At 65.8% G+C, this 16,992-nt stretch carries 16 protein-coding genes and 1 tRNA gene; 12 read left to right on the top strand and 5 right to left on the bottom strand.

Features of this window, described 5'->3' with window-relative positions:
• Positions 1-21: 21 nt before the first annotated feature.
• Genes OPIT5_22505 through OPIT5_22515 form a run of 3 tightly spaced genes read right to left on the bottom strand, consistent with a single transcriptional unit; the run spans position 22 to position 2,720 of the window.
• Positions 22-657 carry a sugar transporter gene (locus OPIT5_22505; protein ID AHF92585.1) on the bottom strand — a complete coding sequence of 212 codons (636 nt, stop codon included), beginning with the start codon at positions 655-657 and terminating at the stop codon, positions 22-24.
• A gap of 11 nt (positions 658-668) precedes the next feature.
• Positions 669-1,994 (bottom strand): hypothetical protein, encoded by a 1,326-nt coding sequence (locus tag OPIT5_22510; protein ID AHF94641.1) that lies wholly within the window; start codon positions 1,992-1,994, stop codon positions 669-671.
• 54 nt (positions 1,995-2,048) lie between these two features.
• Entirely contained in the window at positions 2,049-2,720 is a 672-nt protein-coding gene (locus OPIT5_22515; protein ID AHF94642.1) for a hypothetical protein, read from the bottom strand.
• A gap of 172 nt (positions 2,721-2,892) precedes the next feature.
• On the opposite strand from OPIT5_22515, the gene OPIT5_22520 reads away from it, so the two are divergent.
• The 6 genes from OPIT5_22520 (at position 2,893) to OPIT5_22545 (ending at position 8,757) form a co-directional block, all read left to right on the top strand.
• Positions 2,893-4,296, top strand: a complete 1,404-nt coding sequence (locus tag OPIT5_22520) for a glycosyl transferase (protein AHF92586.1) — start codon at positions 2,893-2,895, stop codon at positions 4,294-4,296.
• A gap of 654 nt (positions 4,297-4,950) precedes the next feature.
• Positions 4,951-6,711: a KaiC 1 gene (locus tag OPIT5_22525; GenBank protein AHF92587.1), complete on the top strand. Its 1,761-nt coding sequence runs from the start codon at positions 4,951-4,953 to the stop codon at positions 6,709-6,711.
• Positions 6,708-7,037, top strand: coding sequence for a KaiB 1 (locus OPIT5_22530; protein AHF92588.1), 330 nt, complete (start codon positions 6,708-6,710; stop codon positions 7,035-7,037). Before OPIT5_22525 ends, OPIT5_22530 begins: the two co-directional genes overlap by 4 nt.
• A gap of 15 nt (positions 7,038-7,052) precedes the next feature.
• Positions 7,053-7,406, top strand: coding sequence for a thiol-disulfide isomerase (locus OPIT5_22535; GenBank protein AHF92589.1), 354 nt, complete (start codon positions 7,053-7,055; stop codon positions 7,404-7,406).
• Between the two features lie 11 nt (positions 7,407-7,417).
• Positions 7,418-8,608 (top strand): histidine kinase, encoded by a 1,191-nt coding sequence (locus OPIT5_22540; GenBank protein ID AHF92590.1) that lies wholly within the window; start codon positions 7,418-7,420, stop codon positions 8,606-8,608.
• Positions 8,584-8,757: a hypothetical protein gene (locus tag OPIT5_22545; GenBank protein AHF94643.1), complete on the top strand. Its 174-nt coding sequence runs from the start codon at positions 8,584-8,586 to the stop codon at positions 8,755-8,757. Before OPIT5_22540 ends, OPIT5_22545 begins: the two co-directional genes overlap by 25 nt.
• A gap of 92 nt (positions 8,758-8,849) precedes the next feature.
• On the opposite strand, the gene OPIT5_22550 is transcribed toward OPIT5_22545, so the two are convergent.
• Positions 8,850-8,926, bottom strand: a tRNA-Pro gene (locus OPIT5_22550).
• Positions 8,927-9,002: 76 nt separating this feature from the next.
• Positions 9,003-9,461, bottom strand: coding sequence for a hypothetical protein (locus OPIT5_22555; protein AHF92591.1), 459 nt, complete (start codon positions 9,459-9,461; stop codon positions 9,003-9,005).
• 241 nt (positions 9,462-9,702) lie between these two features.
• Here OPIT5_22555 and OPIT5_22560 point away from each other — a divergent pair, with 241 nt between their 5' ends.
• From OPIT5_22560 to OPIT5_22585, 6 genes are all read left to right on the top strand, one after another.
• Complete coding sequence (locus OPIT5_22560) at positions 9,703-10,329, top strand: flagellar motor protein MotA (GenBank protein ID AHF92592.1); 627 nt, start codon at positions 9,703-9,705, stop codon at positions 10,327-10,329.
• 39 nt (positions 10,330-10,368) lie between these two features.
• Complete coding sequence (locus tag OPIT5_22565) at positions 10,369-10,779, top strand: biopolymer transportern ExbD (protein ID AHF92593.1); 411 nt, start codon at positions 10,369-10,371, stop codon at positions 10,777-10,779.
• Between the two features lie 316 nt (positions 10,780-11,095).
• A complete protein-coding gene (locus OPIT5_22570; protein ID AHF94644.1) occupies positions 11,096-11,299 on the top strand; it encodes a hypothetical protein in 204 nt (67 codons plus the stop codon).
• A gap of 35 nt (positions 11,300-11,334) precedes the next feature.
• Positions 11,335-11,991: a cytochrome C gene (locus OPIT5_22575; GenBank protein ID AHF92594.1), complete on the top strand. Its 657-nt coding sequence runs from the start codon at positions 11,335-11,337 to the stop codon at positions 11,989-11,991.
• Between the two features lie 54 nt (positions 11,992-12,045).
• On the top strand, positions 12,046-15,522 hold the full coding sequence (locus tag OPIT5_22580) for a hydrogenase (protein AHF92595.1): 3,477 nt from the start codon (positions 12,046-12,048) through the stop codon (positions 15,520-15,522).
• A complete protein-coding gene (locus OPIT5_22585) occupies positions 15,522-16,970 on the top strand; it encodes a Fe-S-cluster-containing hydrogenase (protein ID AHF92596.1) in 1,449 nt (482 codons plus the stop codon). Before OPIT5_22580 ends, OPIT5_22585 begins: the two co-directional genes overlap by 1 nt.
• Positions 16,971-16,992: the final 22 nt, after the last annotated feature.

A 16,992-nucleotide genomic window follows, 5' to 3' on the forward strand; every position in this document is an offset into this window, starting at 1 on the left:
GGTAGGAGGGGGGAGCAGGAACTAGAACAGGCGCTCGGGCACCCAGATGCGGTCCCCCGGATAGATCGGCACATTGGCGCTTTCCCGGCCGGGCTGGCGGCGGCCCGAGAGGGCCTTTTCGAGATCGACGGTGGTGATGGTTTCCTTCCCGTCGTCCGCGCGACGGGTGATGGTCACGGCGTTGGATTTGGATACGGGGAGGAAGCCGCCCACGCGCGTGATCACCTCGACGATGTCGAGGGTGGTGGAGTCGCGGGGGAATACCACGGTGCCGGGGGAGCGAACCGAGCCGAGGACCGACACTTCGCGGGGAAAATACGCGGTGATCGTGATATTGACGACCGGCGCCTTGAGGAACTTGCGCTCCTTGTAGGTGTTTTCGATGGCCCGCTCGGCCTCGCGCACGCTTTTGCCGGCAAGGATGATCTCGCCGATGAGCGGCAGGCGCATCTCGCCCGAGCGCGCGATGGTCTGGGTGGCGGCGAGATCGGGTTCGTTGTAGACGGCGATCTGCACGATGTCGCCCGCGCTGAGGCGATAGCCCGGGTCGGTGGCGGCCGGCGCGGAGTCCGGCGCGGAGGAGGATTCCGCCGCCGCGGCCGTCATGGCGGCAACCGGCAGAAGGGCGGCGAGGAGGAAGAGAAAACGTCGTGGCATGGGAGGAAAAATCAGAAGTGGTAGGTCACGCCCAGGCTGACGAGGAGTCGGTCGTAGTCGGACCGGAGGACGGTGGACGAGGTGGAATTGAAGCGGGCGGAAAGCTCGGCATCCCAGGCGCGGGCGAAGCGGTAGTTGAGCAGGGCGCCGAACGAGGCCGTCTTGTCCCGCCGGCCGTCATCGTCATCGTAGGTGGACCAGTCGTAGCCGGCGGTGAGCGAGCCGGTGAGGTTGGTCCGCAAGTCCTGGTGGACGCCGAGCTGCACGGTCGTGGTGACGACGGAAAGATCGTCCGCCGACAGGCGCTGGGAGCGGTTGGCGGAGAGTGAAACGCGGGTCGTCTCGCGGGCCTGCCAGATGACGCCCAGGCTGCCGGTGACCGTCTTGCTGCCGGTGTCGTTGATGCCGGGGGAGGCCGCGTCCTGATAGGACACGGAAAAATGTGATTCGACCTTGGGGAAGTGTTTTCTGGGAAGGAACGGACCGTCGAGACTGGCGGTGATCACCGATCCGCTCTGCCGGCGAATGCCTTTGTCGGTTTCGTCCCGGGAGCGGGTGAGGACGCGGTAGCCATAGCTGAGGCTGGCGTGGAGCAGGTCGTGGGCGAAGGTGCGGTTGAGACCGGCGGTCAGCATCCAGGAGCTCTGGTCGAGTTTCGAGCCGCGCGCGTTGTCTCCGGAGCTTTGAAGCTCGTCGTAGTTGGCGGCCAGACGCAGCGAGTTGCCGTAGAAAAAGTCCTTGTAGTCGAAGGCCATCCCGGTGGCGAGGGTCTGCTGGTCGCTTCCGATGGAGCGCTCGGAGTCGGTATGGCTGGCGTTCAGGGAGAGGTCGCTCCGCGGCCCGAGGACGAAACCGGCCTGGCCGCTGAAAGTCGTGGTATCCGTGTTGACGCGGTTGTTGATGTCGATGTCCACATCGGACGTCTCCCGGTAGGAAGCCGCCAGCGAGCCGGAGTAGTTGCGTACTTCGTCGTCGTTGATCCAGAGGGTGGCGCTGAGGTCCAGGTTGTCTGCATCGAGCTCGTCGTGGTCGAGAAAGCGGATGAAGGAGATGCCGGCATCGACCTCGGCCTGGATCAGGCCGGACTGCCGCAGATACGTGACGCGCGGAGTCAGCGTGCCGGAGAAGTCGTCGGTGGCGTCGTGCGTGCCGAAGACGTTGGAGTCGTAGGTCGTCTTGGCGGTGGCTTGCGCGGAGATTTCACCGCGACCCACCGGGATGGCCGCCTGCAACGGGGCGGCGGCAGCCGCCAGGCCGGCGGCAATGATCAGGTTTCTCATGATAAACGGATCGGCCGGCGTGAGTGCCGGCGCGGCGGACGGGCATGCTGCCGCCATTGGCCTCATCCCCGGGGAGACTGAGGCGCGGGACGGCGGAAAGGCCGTCTGTATTCAGAGTGTGGTGACAGCCGCGGAGGCGTCCGGTGGGCGAAGCGCGGCGGGCACGTGGTCCGCCTGGCCTATCAACTGCCCGGCGGGAAGACTGATCTCGACCTCGTGACCGAGGAGACTGAGGAGCACGCAGACGCGGTCGCGTCCGGGGTCCAGCTCGCGGACGCGGCCCTCTGTCCCGCGGAAACAGCCGGCCGCCACGCGGACCCAGTCGCCTTCCTCGAAGACCGGCGCGAGCGGTGTGCAGGCGTCCGGCTCCGCGTGCCGGCGCAGGTGGTCGATGGTGGCTTCGGCCAGCCGGGGCGGCGGACCGCCGAAGGCGACGACGCCGACGACGCCGGTGGTGCTCACCACGCGGCGCACCTGCTCGGGATAATGAAAACGGGCGAACAGGTATCCGGGAAAAAGCGCCTCGGTGGTCATGGCCACGCCGCCCGTCCGGCACTCGCGGCGGACCCGGATGCGGGGGGCGAACGCCTCGATCCCGGAGCGGCGCGCGAGGTTGAGGGCGGCGAGGTGTTCGCGGCGGCCTTCGCCGCGCAGGCAAAACCAGCCGAGGCCGCACGCGTCCAGCAGGGGGCGCAGCACGTCCGCCGGCGAGCACGCCGGGGCCGGACAGGCAAGGGACAATGGAATGGACTGCGCGGCGAGCATGGCGGTTGGCACGAGCACGCATCCGCCCCGGCGTGGAGGATGGCAAGCGACAACCCCCGCAGGCACCCACGATCAGGGTTTCCCCGACGGCCGGCGGAGGGAGTTCGCCGGTCCGGGGCAGCGACCGCCCGATTACGGGCCGGGCCGCTTTCGCGTAATCTCGCTGCACCTCTCACGGAGAACACACATCATGCTCAAACATCGACAGGACGGACTGGTCGTCCTTCACGGAATCCTTCTGCTCGTGCTGGTCGCCTCGACCTTCCTCGGCTCGCTCGCGCTGGTGGAGAACCGGGGGTGGATCCGGTTCCACCAGGATGTCAACTGGAGCCTCTATCTCGCAGGCGTGATCGTCGCGATGCTGTGGATACATCATGGGCTGCACGGCGTCGGCGACCGGCTGGGCGCGCTGAGCGGGCCCGGGGCGCTGCGGCTCACGGCCCGGCAATCCGGCCGGCTCATGGTTGTCCTGTTCGCGCTCGCTTTCGTGATGAAGGATGTGGGCATCTCCCGCGCCTTTCTGGCGGGGTTCCTGTGCGTATCGGGAGCGGTGCTGTTCGTTGCGAACTTTTTTCTGGCGCGGGTGCTCGCCGCTTTCTTTTTCCGGCGGCAGCGGCTGCGCACGGTGATCGTGGCCTCGCCCGGGGAGGCGCGGCTGCTTCAGGCCTGGCTGGCGTCGCGCGGCCACCTCGGCATCGACGCGGTCGGCTATGTGACGCCGGACGGGACGGGAGACGGAAACGACCCGAGGCGGCTCGGCTCCCTGTCGGTGCTGCCGGCGATCATCGCCGGGCACGGGATCGATCAGGTGGTCTTCGCGCGAACCGATTTTTCCCGGGAGGGGATCGCGGACCTCGTTCGCTCGGTCGAAAAGATGCGCTGCCGCGTGCGCTTTTTCATGAACATGCAATCGGTCTTCGGTGGCAGCCCGGAGGAGATCGAGCACAGCGGGCACTACGCGTTCGCGGCCTCGACGTCCGAACCGCTGGACAATCCCTGCAACCGCCTCCTCAAGCGCACGCTCGACATCGCGGTGGCGCTGCCGGCGGTGGTGTTCGTTTTGCCGCCGCTGGCGTTGGTGGTCTGGCTCGCGCAGCGCGCGCAGGCGCCGGGGCCGGTGTTTCATGGGCAGGTCCGCTCCGGGTTGAACGGGGAGCGGTTTCACATCTACAAGTTCCGCACGATGCACGTGCACGGGGCGGCGTCGTGCGCGCGGCAGGCGATGGCCGGGGATGCGCGGGTGTTTCCGTTCGGCCGGTTCCTGCGACGCAGCAGTCTGGACGAGATTCCGCAGTTTTTGAACGTGATCCTGGGTTCGATGAGCGTGAGCGGGCCGCGGCCGCACCTGCTGGAACACGACGAGCAGTTCGCCCGGATCGAGCATGCTTATTTCAGGCGGCACTTCGTGAAACCCGGCATCACCGGTCTGGCGCAGTGCAAGGGCTTCCGGGGGGAAATCGTCGCGTCGAGCGACCTCACGAACCGCGTGCGCTACGACGCGCTTTACGTGGCGCACTGGTCGTTCGGCCTCGATCTGGGCATCCTTTGGCGGACCCTGCGGCAGGTGGTGTCGCCTCCGCACACGGCCTACTGACGCCGCGTACCGGATTCCGAGCTCGCGCGGGAACGATCCGGCACAAACCTCATAATGGCCAAAATCATGACACTCTTCTTTCTGCGCCTTTTGGGGAGAGCGCCGTGCTGTTTGTCGTGTGGAATGACTCCCTTCCAGGGTCGACCCGCGATGTCGATCTTCTCGGGTTTCGTGCGGACACCGCAAGCGCGACTCCGGTTCGGGAAGAGGCAAATTGTCCGTGTATCAGAACTACACTACAGGCGCGTCTCGCTGATGTGCGCATCCCGATCCGGATCGATATCGGCTTTGGCGATGCCGTGACGCCAGTTCCCGACGAGATCGGGTTTCCACCCTTGCTGGATTTCCCGGCTCCCCCGCCGGCGCGATGGCGGGCCAGGCGGTGTAGCCCGTCGCGGTGCCAAAGCGCGACCGGAGCCCGGCTGGAATTGCACACAGAGGGCAGTGAGGAAGCACCGGGACCGGAAGAGGAGACCACAACGTCGCCCTTTCATTTTGAAGACAGCGCCCGGGATGCAGTGCGGGTTATACCCCATGGAACTCCGGGGAAGGTGAGTGTTCAATGGTTGTCCATCGGATGCGCGTTCCGATGATGCGCCCCCGCCGGTGCGAATCATCCGGACGTCGCTTCCCTCCGGACACTCGACATTCACCATGAAAAAAAACGGCTCCAAGTCCGTCGCGCCGAACGCGAGCCTGCCCAAATGTCCGACCGGCATCCACGGTCTCGACGAAATCACGGGAGGGGGATTGCCGCGCGGGCGGCCCACGTTGATTTGCGGCGGCGCGGGCTGCGGCAAGACGCTGTTCGCGACGGAATTCCTCGTGCGCGGCGCCATGGAGTTCGGGGAGCCGGGCGTGTTCATGTGTTTCGAGGAGACAGAGGCGGAGTTGAGCGCCAACGTCGCGTCGCTCGGCTTTGATCTCGCGGGTCTGGTGCGGCGGAAAAAAATCCTGCTCGAACACGTCCATGTCGAGCGCAGCGAAATCCATGAGACAGGGGAGTATGACCTGGAGGGATTGTTCATCCGCCTGAACCTCGCGATCGATTCCATCGGGGCCAGGCGCGTGGTGCTGGACACGCTTGAGGCGTTGTTCGCCGGCCTGCCCAACGAGGCCATCCTGCGCGCCGAGCTGCGCCGGCTTTTCCGCTGGCTCAAGGACAAGGGCGTGACGGCCGTCATCACGGCCGAGCGCGGTCGCGAACAACTGACGCGCCACGGGCTGGAGGAATATGTGTCCGACTGCGTCATCCTGCTCGATCACCGGGTCAACGACCAGATCGCCACGCGGCATCTGCGGGTGGTGAAGTATCGCGGCGCGCTGCACGGCACCAACGAGTTTCCCTTCCTCATCGGCGAGGACGGGCTCAGCGTGCTGCCCATCACGTCGCTGGGGCTGAACCACCGGGTGTCGAGCGGGCGGATTTCCACGGGCATCCCGCGTCTCGACGCGATGCTGGGCAAGCGGGGTTTTTTCCGCGGCAGCAGCATCCTGCTCACGGGCACGCCGGGCACCGGCAAGACCAGCGTCGCCGCCTGCTTCGCCCAGGCCGCCGCCCGGCGCGGGGAGCGGGTGCTCTTTTTCTCCTTCGAGGAATCACCGAACCAGATTTCCCGCAACATGGCCTCGATCGGGTTGCGGCTGGAGCCGCTGATGCGGAGCGGGCTGCTGCGGTTTCACGCGGCGCGGCCCACGCTCTACGGCCTGGAAATGCACCTGGCCACGATGTTCAGGGAGATCGCGACGTTCAAGCCCGACGTCGTCATCGTGGACCCCATCACCAGCCTGCTGGCGGCGGGCACCGACTCCGAGACGAAGGGGATGGTGACGCGACTGATCGATTATCTGAAGGGGGGACAGATCACCTCGCTTTTCACGAGCCTGACCCACGGCGGGCGCGCGCTGCAACAAAGCGAGGTCGCGATGTCTTCGCTCATCGACTCCTGGCTGTTGTTGCAGGAACTGGAGGGCAATGGCGAACGCAACCGCGTGCTCTACGTGCTCAAGGCGCGCGGCATGGCGCACTCGAACCAGGTCCGCGAGTTCCTCATTTCCAGCCGGGGCGTCGATCTCGTTGACGCCTATATCGGGCCCGGCGGCGTGCTGACCGGCTCGGCCCGCGCGGCGCAAACCGCCCGCGAGAAAGCCGAGTCGCTCGCCGCCTTGCAGGAATCCGCGCGCCGCAAGCGCGAACTGGAGCGCAAACGCGCGGCGCTCGAACAGCAGATCGCCGGGCTGCGTTCCGAGCATGAAGCCGGTGCGGAGGAACTGCGGCGCGTGGACGAGCAGGTCGCGATGCAGACGCTTCTGCTCACCACCGGGCGGACCGGGCCGGGTCGCCTGCGCCAGGCCGATGCCCCGGTGGTGGCCGGCGCGCGGGGCAAAGCCGGACCGGCGAAGGGAAAACGATGAAGACATCCACGGTGAAACGACGCGGCTCCGATCCCCCCGTACGGGTGCACGGGCACTGGCAGCTACGCCTCTACGTGGCCGGCCAGACCCCCAAATCGCTGACGGCCTTCGCGAATTTAAAGAAGATTTGCGAATGTCACCTCAACGGGCGCTACAGCATCGAGGTGATCGATCTGTTGAAGCAGCCCGGGCTCTCCAGAGGCGACCAGATCCTGGCCATCCCCACGCTGGTGAGAAAACTGCCGCAGCCCGTGAGAAAAATCATCGGCGACCTGTCCGACACCGAGCGGGTGCTCGTCGGACTGGACCTGCTCCCCGGCGATTGATCGAGGCGAACACCCATGAAAAAAGCCAGGATCAGCCGGACAACCCAAGCCTTTGAAAAGGTCCTGGCCACTCCGCGCCCGGGCAAATACCGGCTGCGCCTGTATGTGGCCGGAGCCACCGACCGGTCCCGCCGGGCCGTCCTGCGCGCCCGTCAACTGTGCAAGGCCGAATTCAAGGGGAACTTCGAACTGGAAGTGATCGACGTCTATCAGCAGCCCATCCTGGCGCGCGACGGCCAGATCGTCGCGACCCCGACGCTCGTGCGTGAATTCCCGCCGCCGGTGCGCCGGCTCATCGGCAGCCTGGCGAACACCACCGGCCTGTTTGTCGGGCTGGAGCTGGATACCAGGAGGAAAACGTCCCGTTGAAAAACGCCCGGGTGCAATCCTCCGCCCGCGCCGGACCGCCCGGCGAACTCGCTGAACTTCGCGCCCGCCTGGCCGAGGCGGAGGACACACTCCGCGCCATCCGTACCGGTGAAGTGGATGCGCTGGTGGTCTCGGGCAAACAAGGCGACCAGGTGTTCACTCTCGAAGGCGCCGGGCACGCCTACCGTGTGCTCATCGAATCCATGAACGAAGGGGCGCTGACGCTGACGACGGGCGAGGTGATCCTCTACGCCAACCAGTGCTTTGCCCGAATGGTCCGGCTCCCGCTGGAGCAGGTGACGGGCGGTTCCTTCCACCGCTTTCTCTCCGCCCGGGACCGGGCGGTGCTCCGGCCGCTCCTCAAGCGGCCCGGCGAAGCGGGCAGCAAGGCGCAGGTGTCCCTGAAGGCCGGCGACGACGCGAAAACGCCGGTGCAGATCTCGATTCGTCCGCTGGAAGGGAATGATGCCGGCCACGCGGCCATCGGGATGGTGGTGACGGATATGACGGAGGCCCGGCGGACCGAGGAACTGCTGCGGGCCCTGACCCACCGTGTGGTCCAGGCGCAGGAGGCCGAGCGCGGGCGCGTGGCGCTGGAATTGCATGACAACATCACCCAGTTGCTCTGCGCCGTCCTCATTCGCAGCCAGACGCTGGCGGAAACACTTTCGACGCATGACGGGCCCGCGAAGAAAGAGGCGGTAAAACTTCGCGAACTGCTCGGCGAGGCCGCCGGGGAAGTGGAGAGCATCTCGCGCGATCTGCGACCCAGCGTCCTGGAGCACCTGGGATTGGCCGCTGTCGTGAGCGACACCAGCCGGGGCTTCGCGGAGCGGACGGGCGTGCCCGTCAAGCTGGCCTGCGTGGAATTGACCGCACGGCTGCCCGCCGCCAGCGAGCTGGTGCTCTACCGCATTCTCCAGGAAGCATTGAAAAACGTGGAACGGCACGCGCGGGCCCGCCACGTCTCGGTGGGCCTGAGACGGCGGGGCGCTTCCGTCGAGCTGGCGATCCGGGATGACGGGGTCGGCTTCGACCCGGAAGTTCAACCGACCGGACGAAACTGCGAGGTTTGCCTGGGATTGATCGGCATGAAAGAGCGGGCGAATTATGTGGGCGGTATTCTCAAGGTCCGGTCCGGCCCGCGCGGCGGCACGGAAATCATGGTGCGCATCCCGTGGCAGCCGGAGGCGGAGGGCTGAGAAAGGCGGACGGCTTTGGCGGTTTTTTTGGCCAACCCACCGGACGCCGCCAGCGTCCCGGCACGGCCAAAGGGATTGTGTTTGTCTCGCTGGAGGACGAGACGGGCGTGGCCAACGCCGTCGTCCGCTCCGGACTCTCGCCGGGATAGTTAAAACGGGAAGTTTGATTACTCCCTATATACCGGCAGGTTGTGGAGGATTTTAATAACTCCTCCTCCGGAGTTACTCCACTCCGGAAGGATGGTCGGGGCGGAGAGATTCGAACTCTCGACCTCCTGCTCCCAAAGCAGGCGCTCTACCAGGCTAAGCTACACCCCGATGCTGCAAGGACGGCAATAGCCCTCATTCGGTCTCGCATGTCAATAGCGCGCTCGGTCGCTTGCGGTTTCCCGCTCTACTCGCCGGACAGCTTTCCGCTGGTGCGGGATTTCAGCGTGATGCGATCGCCACCGTTATCCACGATGAGTGTGCTGGAAAGCACCCAGGTGGCGCCCGGTGTGCGGGCGGCTTCGGCGAGCAGCGCGCGGGTGATAGCATTGCCGGACCCGGCAATCGCGATGTCGCGGTCGGTCGACGAGAGCGGCGGAAGCCCGAGCGGAGCCGTGAGGACAACCTCGCCTGCGGAACGGCCGCCGATGACGAGGTCATGCCGGGCGGATTGCAACGCGACAGGACGGGTGCCGCCGTTGATGTAACGGATCGTGGCGACAAAGCCGTTCGTACCGCTGGCGGGCTTGACTCCGGCGAGCTCGGCTCCGAGCCCGGCGACTGCCGGAGGCGTGCCGCAACCCGCAAGCAGGGAAACGGCCAGAGCCACGATAACAGGAACGACGAGACGGAAACACGATTTCATGGTCGACCAGTCAAACAACCGGATGCGCGGCTTCAACGTGGATTCCCGTTTTTCCGGCAATGTCCGGAAAGATTGCCGCTGCTCGCGGAGTCGTGCGCATCCGCCGGGCGCGAATCTCCGGGAAAGCCGCGCGCATCTTGACGGACTGCGGCAAATGGAACCTGCTGTGAAACCTGCCTCGCGGCACTTCGTCAACCGGACCGGTCGACGGCGTGCAGGCCGCAGCATCCATTTTTCCACCATGTTTTTGGCAATCATCGATATCATCAGGGGAGCGGATCTGCTCGTTTACCCGCTCGGGCTGTGTTCCCTCGTTCTGGTGTTCATCCTTTGCGAACGGGGGTTCGCCCTGCGGCGCGCGGCGGTGCTGCCGGACGATCTGGTCGAGTCGGTCGTGGCGGGCAGGCCGGTCTCGGGAGGCGAGCATTCGGTGCTGGCGCGGATCATCGCGTTTGCCGAGGAACACCCGGAGGACCCCGACGCGGTCAAGGCATTCGCGCGGCTGGAGGTTTCCCGGATGGAGCGCGGGTTGCCGTATCTCGATGTGATCTATGCCGGCGCGCCGCTGCTCGGGCTGACCGGCACGGTGTGGTCGCTGATCCGCGTGTTTTCCAGCATCTCGGGCGACACCGGACTGCCGGACCCGGTGAAGTTCACCAGCGGCGTCTCGCTGGCGCTTTCGGCGACGGTGCTCGGCCTGGTGATCGCGGTGCCGGCCCTGATCGGGAGCGGAGTCTTCCAGCGGCGGGTGGACACGTTTGCCGCGCAGCTCGACGTGCTGCTCGAACGCGTGCTGGCAAACGCCGCACAGACAGCGAAGACCGCGACCGGAGCAGGCGGCCGGACCGTTGCCGGAGTCAACGGATAACCGCGGCAACGACGACGCAACCACACCCAGGCAACACCGATGTCCGCCGGACTTTCCCTTCGCCCCCGCGCCCGCCGCCGCCGGCCCGAGCTCAATCTCGTGCCGCTGATCGACGTGCTCGTGATGCTGGTGTTCTTCGCGTTTGTGACGATGCAGTTTCGCAGCGCAGCCACGCTCAACATCACCCTGCCGCGGGTGGAGACGGCGGGCAAAAACGCCTTCCAGGGCAACATCACGATCGGCATCACGCCCGACGGGGAACTCTCGTTCAACGGGCTGGCCGTCTCCCGCGAGGAACTCGCCGCGCAGCTCGACCAGGCGCGACAGGCGAGCAAGGACATCCCGGTGCTCATCCGCGCCGACGAGACCACGCCGCTCAAGACGCTGGCTTTCGTCATGGACGCCTGCCGCAAGGCCGGGCTCAACCGCTTCAGCCTCCAGAGCCGGTAAACCCGCCGCCCGTCCCGCCGCAATTCCTTGCCCCGGCTTCGGACTCATCCTGTGTCGCGATCTTATCAGCCCGCATCATATCTTTCGCTTCCGGGGCTCGCGAAGGCCTGGAGAAGAAGCTGCGAGTTGCGCATTTCTTGCTTCCGGTTTTGCTCAGTCCGCCACGCCGCTCCCTCGTAAACCGATTAGAAAAGCAGCGGGCTACGCATAATTTGTCTTATAGTGTAGCGTAGCTTCTAGCGCCTGGAAAATTTGGTTTACTTTGGACCAGGCCCCGCATTCGTTCCTCTCCCGACTTTAACCTGACCAAAGACCAGTGAGCCATCCACACTCGCGAAAGACCTTTTTCGCCAAGCTCCTGGGCATCTCGGCCGCCATCGGCCTGGTGCCCCGCCTGCTTGCGAAACCCGTTTCGTCCGCCGCCACCGCGGCAGCCTCACCGGCTGCCAGCGGCAAAGCTCTCCCGATCTCCCTCCGGCCCGAACCGCGATCTGTCGCGCGCACGGCTGGCACGGAATGAGCAACGTGGTCGTTAACAAGGGAACTCGCCCGGCCATGTCCTATCTCTTTCCGAAGTCAGCCAACCGGCTGCCGCTCCAGATCATCATTTATCTGTTCGTCCTCGGCGGCATCGCCACGGCGGCGATCACCTACTACGCCACGCCGAAGTACGCCAATGTCGGATACGCGCCCACCCAGCCGGTGCCGTTCAGCCACGCGCTGCACGCCGGCCAGCTCGGGATCGATTGCCGGTACTGCCACGTCGGCGTCGACAAGGGCCCGACCTCCACCGTCCCGACGTCGCAGACGTGCATGAACTGCCACAACCAGGTGCGCACCGACAGCCCGCTGCTCCAGCCCGTGCGCGACAGCTACGAATCCGGCCAGCCCGTGCCCTGGGTCAAGATCCACGCGTTGCCCGACTACGTTTATTTCAACCACTCCGTGCACGTGGCCCGCGGCGTCTCCTGCGTGGAGTGCCACGGCCGCATCGACCAGATGGAAGTGGTCCACCAGGAAAAGCCGCTCTCGATGAGCTGGTGCCTCGATTGCCATCGCAACCCGGGCGACCACCTGCGCGATCCGAAACTCGTCACCCGGCTCGGCTGGCAACACCCGGGCGGTGACGAAGTCCGTGTCAAGGAAGGCCAGAAATTCGTCCACGACTGGAATGTGAAACCGCCACAAAGCTGCTCCGGCTGCCACCGCTGAACACCGCGCAACGACGCCAAACGACCACGCTGCCACCCGCCGCCGAACCGCCGAATGAAACGCCAATTTCAACATCCCGAGAAAAACACTTCCGGCCGCCAGTACTGGCGCAGCCTCGACGAGCTCGCCGCCACGCCCGGATTCAAAAACCAGCTCGAACGCGAGTTTCCGGAAGGAGCCTCCACGCTTGCCGGCGTTGACCGCCGCCAGTTCTTCAAGCTCATGGCCGCCGGCTTTGCCCTCGGCGGACTCGGTCTCGCCGGCTGCCGCCGCCCGGAAAAACACATCCTCCCGTACGGCAAATCCGTCGAGGACATCATCCCCGGCCTGCCGCTCTACTACGCCACCGCGTTCCCGCTGCGCCGCGGCGCCATCCCGCTCCTCGCCGAGACCCACCAGGGCCGCCCGACCAAGCTCGAAGGCAACCCCACCTACAAGCCCTACGGCGGCGGCACCTCGCTCCTCGCCCAGGCCACCATTCTCGATCTCTACGATCCCGACCGCGCCACCACGCACGTGATCAACCGCGCCGCCGTCACGCCCGCCGCCGTGCAGGACCTGCTGACGAAGATCGGCAAGGACGCCGCCGCCGACCAGGGCGCCGGTCTCGCCTTCCTCGCCGGCGAATCCTCCTCGCCGACCCGCGCCCGCCTCGTCGCCGCGCTTCGTGAAAAATTCCCCGCCGCCACCTGGGCCGAGTACGAAGCCATCCAGGACGAGCCGCCCGCCGCCGCCGCGAAGGGCGCCTTCGGACGCGACGACGTGAAACCGGTTTACCGGTTCGCGCAGGCCAAACGCATCGTCTCCATCGACGCCGACTTTTTCCATTCCGAGGCCGGCTCGCTCTACTACACCCGCGAGTTTTCCAAAGGCCGCAAGGTCATCAAGCGCGACGATCCGATGAACCGCCTCTACGCGGTCGAAAGCACGTTCACGCTCGTCGGCTCGATGGCCGATCACCGCCTGCGCCTCGCCAGCAGCCACATGCTCGCCTTCATCGCGGCGCTCGCGGTCGAGATCACCGGCGACGACACCTTTGCCCGCCTCGCCGAAGGCCTCGATTTCAGGAACAAGGACCAGTGGCTCAAGGCCTGCGCCGACGACCTCAGGAAACATCGCGGCGAGAGCATCGTCATCGCCGGCGCGCACCAGCCCGCGCAGGTCCACGCCATCGCCTTCGCGATCAACGCCGCGCTCGGCAACATCGGCGCCGGCAAGCCCGTCGAGCTTCTCACGGTGCAGCAGCCCGCCGCCGACGCGAAGCCCGCCACGATCAGCCAGCTCGCGAAAGCCATCGACGCCGGCTCCGTCAGGACGCTCGTCCTCCTCGGCGGCAATCCCGCCTACGATGCGCCCGCCGAGCTCGATTTTGCCGCGCTGCTCAAAAAAGTGCCGCAGATCGTCCGCCACGGTTATTACGTGGACGAGACCTCGCTCGCCGCGTTCGAGGCCGCGCCGGCCAACAGCGCCCACATCGGCGCCACCCACTTCCTCGAATCGTGGGGCGACGCCCGCACGGCCGACGGCACCCTCGTGCCCGTGCAGCCGATGATCCTGCCGCTCTTCGACGGCATCACGGAGAACGAAATCCTCGCCCGCATCGCCGGCCTCGGGAAGACCGATCCCTACACCCTCGTTTACGAAACGGTCATCCCGCTCGCCGGCGGCAAGCTCCCCGCGAAGGACGCGAAGGAAACCGACTCCGACGCCCGGGAGGCTGCGCAGATTTTCCGCAAATTCCTTCACGACGGCCTGCTCGAGGGCAGCGAGTACGCGAAAGCCGACGTCAGGTTCGACGCCTCCGGTCTCGCCCCGCTCTTCACCGGCGCCGCCTCGCTTGCGCTTCGCCCGCCCGCGCTCTCCGAAGACAATCTCGAAGTCCGTTTCGTCACCGACCACAAGGTGGACGACGGCCGTTTCGCCAACAACGGCTGGCTCCAGGAATGCCCCGATCCGATCACCAAGATCGCCTGGGACAACGCCATCCTCGTCTCGCCGTACCTCGGCCGCAAACTCGGCATCGAGCCCGGCGGTTCGCATCCGTTCCCCCAGGTGGTGCGCAAGGAGGAAGCCGAGTTCTTCATCGGCAAGGAAAAGGCCCACATCGCGAAAGTCACGCTCGGCGGCCGCACGGTCACCGGCCCCGTTCACATCCAGCCCGGCCTCTCCAATTTCACGATCGTCCTCCCGCTCGGTTACGGCCGCACCGTTTCCGGCCGGGTAGGGAAGGGGACCGGACACAATTTTTACCCGCTCCGCACCGCCGCCGCCCCGCACATCGCGACCGGCGCGAAGATCGAGATCACCGGCGAACACTACCTGCTCGCCAACACCCAGGAGCACTGGTCGATGGAAGGTCGCGACATCGTTCGCGAAACCAACTACGAGGAAGACGGCAAGACCGACCTCGGCTGGGTCAACGAAATGGGCATGGAGTCGCACGCTCCCGCCAACCTCGGCCCCGACAAGAACACACCGCTCCAGGAAACCGTCACCGCCATCCCGCGCGGCAACTCGCTCTACAAGACGCCCGAGTTTGACGGTCTCCATCAGTGGGGCATGTCGATCGACCTCAACACCTGCATCGGCTGCAACGCCTGCGTGGTGGCCTGCCAGGCGGAAAACAACATCCCCGTCGTCGGCAAGGATCAGGTCCTGCGCGGCCGCGAGATGCACTGGATTCGCCTCGACCGCTATTACTCCGACGGACGCGCCGACGGCGCCGCCTTCGGGGGCGAGGGCAACCGCGAGATCCCCGAAGATCCGCAGGTCAGCCTCATGCCCGTGAGCTGCCAGCACTGCGAACTCGCTCCCTGCGAGACCGTGTGCCCCGTCAACGCCACCGTGCACGACGAGGAAGGCCTCAACACGATGGCTTACAATCGCTGTATCGGCACCCGTTACTGCGCCAACAACTGCCCGTACAAGGTGCGCCGTTTCAACTTCTTCGACTGGAACAAGCGCTCGACCGACTCGCTCTACATGGGCCCGCTCGGCGAGCAGAAGCAGATGCCCGAGCTCGTCAAGATGGTGAAAAACCCGGATGTCACCGTGCGCATGCGCGGCGTCATGGAAAAGTGCACCTACTGTGTGCAGCGCATCCAGCAGGCCAGGATCGCGCAGAAGCGGAAGGCCGGCGCCTCGGGCGACGTGCTCATCCCCGACGGCACCATCAAGACCGCCTGCCAGCAGGTGTGTCCGGTGGACGGCGTCACCTTCGGCAACCTCCGCGACCCGGAGAGCGCCGTATCCAGGGCGAAAGCACGCGAACAGGATTACGCCCTCCTCGGCTACCTCAACATCCGCCCGCGCACGACCTACCTCGGCAAGCTGCGCAACCCGAACCCGGACATGCCCGACTACGCCGCGCTGCCCTTCAGCCGCACGGAATACGACGCCAAGAATCACCCGCACCACGAATCCGGTGGCGAAGGTCACGGCCACGAGGCCGCTCCCGCCGCCGAAAGCCACGACGGACACACCTCGCTCCCCGACACCGCCCGGAAGACGATTTTCGGAGGACTTAGCTAATGGCTCACGCTGACACATCCACCGCCGCCATCCCTCGCCCGGCCATCCTTGACGAGGTCAAACCCGCGCACCTGCCGCGCGCCACGCTCGTCGAAAACAAGCGCAGCTTCAACTGGGTGACGGAGAAGATCTGCGGCATCATCGAGTCGAAGACGCCCACCTGGTGGTGGGTCTGCTTCGCCCTCGCGTGCTGCGTCGCCTCGTTCACGGTCGCCGGCATCGCCTACCTCGTCTCGACGGGCGTCGGCGTCTGGGGTCACGCCAATCCGGTCAACTGGGCCTGGGACATCGTCAACTTCGTGTTCTGGATCGGTATCGGCCACGCCGGTACGCTCATCTCCGCGATTCTGTGCCTGCTGCGCCAGAAATGGCGCACGTCGATCAACCGCGCCGCCGAGGCCATGACGATCTTCGCCGTCGTCTGCGCCGGCATCTTCCCGGTCTTCCACGTCGGCCGCGTCTGGTACGCCGTCTGGCCGGGTTTCCTCTTCCCGGTGCCCAACTCCAACGGCATCTGGCCCAACTTTCGCTCGCCGCTGGAGTGGGACGTGTTTGCCGTTTCCACCTACGCGACGGTGTCCGTGCTCTTCTGGTACGTCGGCCTGGTCCCCGATCTCGCCGTCCTGCGCGACCGCTTTTTCGCCGCCGGCAACCGCCTCAAGGCCACGCTCTACGGCCTGTTCGCGATGGGCTGGCGCGGCAGCAACCGCCACTGGAGCAACTACGAAATGGCGTACCTGATCCTCGCCGGCGTCTCCACGCCGCTCGTGTTGTCCGTGCACACCATCGTGTCGTTCGACTTCGCGGTGTCGCTCATCCCCGGCTGGCACACCACGATCTTCCCGCCGTACTTCGTGGCCGGCGCCATCTTCTCGGGCTTCGGCATGGTGCTCACGCTCATGCTGCCGCTGCGCTCGATCTTCAAGCTCCAGGACCTGATCACGCAGTATCACATCGACTGCATGTGCAAGATCACCCTGGCGACCGGCACCATCGTCGGCTACGCCTACGGCATGGAGTTCTTCATCGCGTGGTACGGCGCCAACCCGTACGAAGGCTTCGCCTTCATCAACCGCGCGTTCGGCCACTACGCCTGGGCCTACTGGATCATGATCACGTGCAACGTCATCACGCCCCAGTTCTTCTGGTTCAGGAAAATCCGGGAAAACACCGCGCTCGTCTGGGTGCTCTCGATCTTCGTCAACGTCGGCATGTGGTTCGAGCGTTTCGTGATCATCGTCACCTCGCTCGCCCGCGATTTCCTGCCGTCGAGCTGGGGCTACTACAGCCCGTCGATCGTGGAGGTGTTCACCTTCTTCGGCACGTTCGGCGTGTTCAGCGTGCTGTTCCTGCTCTTCATCCGGTTCCTGCCCATCATGCCGATGGCCGAAATCAAGGCCGTCATGCCGCAGGCCGACGTCCACGGCGGACACGACCACAAGCACTGATCCATCCTCCCTCGACGACTTA

It is taken from the genome of Opitutaceae bacterium TAV5, from assembly GCA_000242935.3.
Taxonomy (GTDB): Bacteria; Verrucomicrobiota; Verrucomicrobiia; order Opitutales; family Opitutaceae; genus Geminisphaera.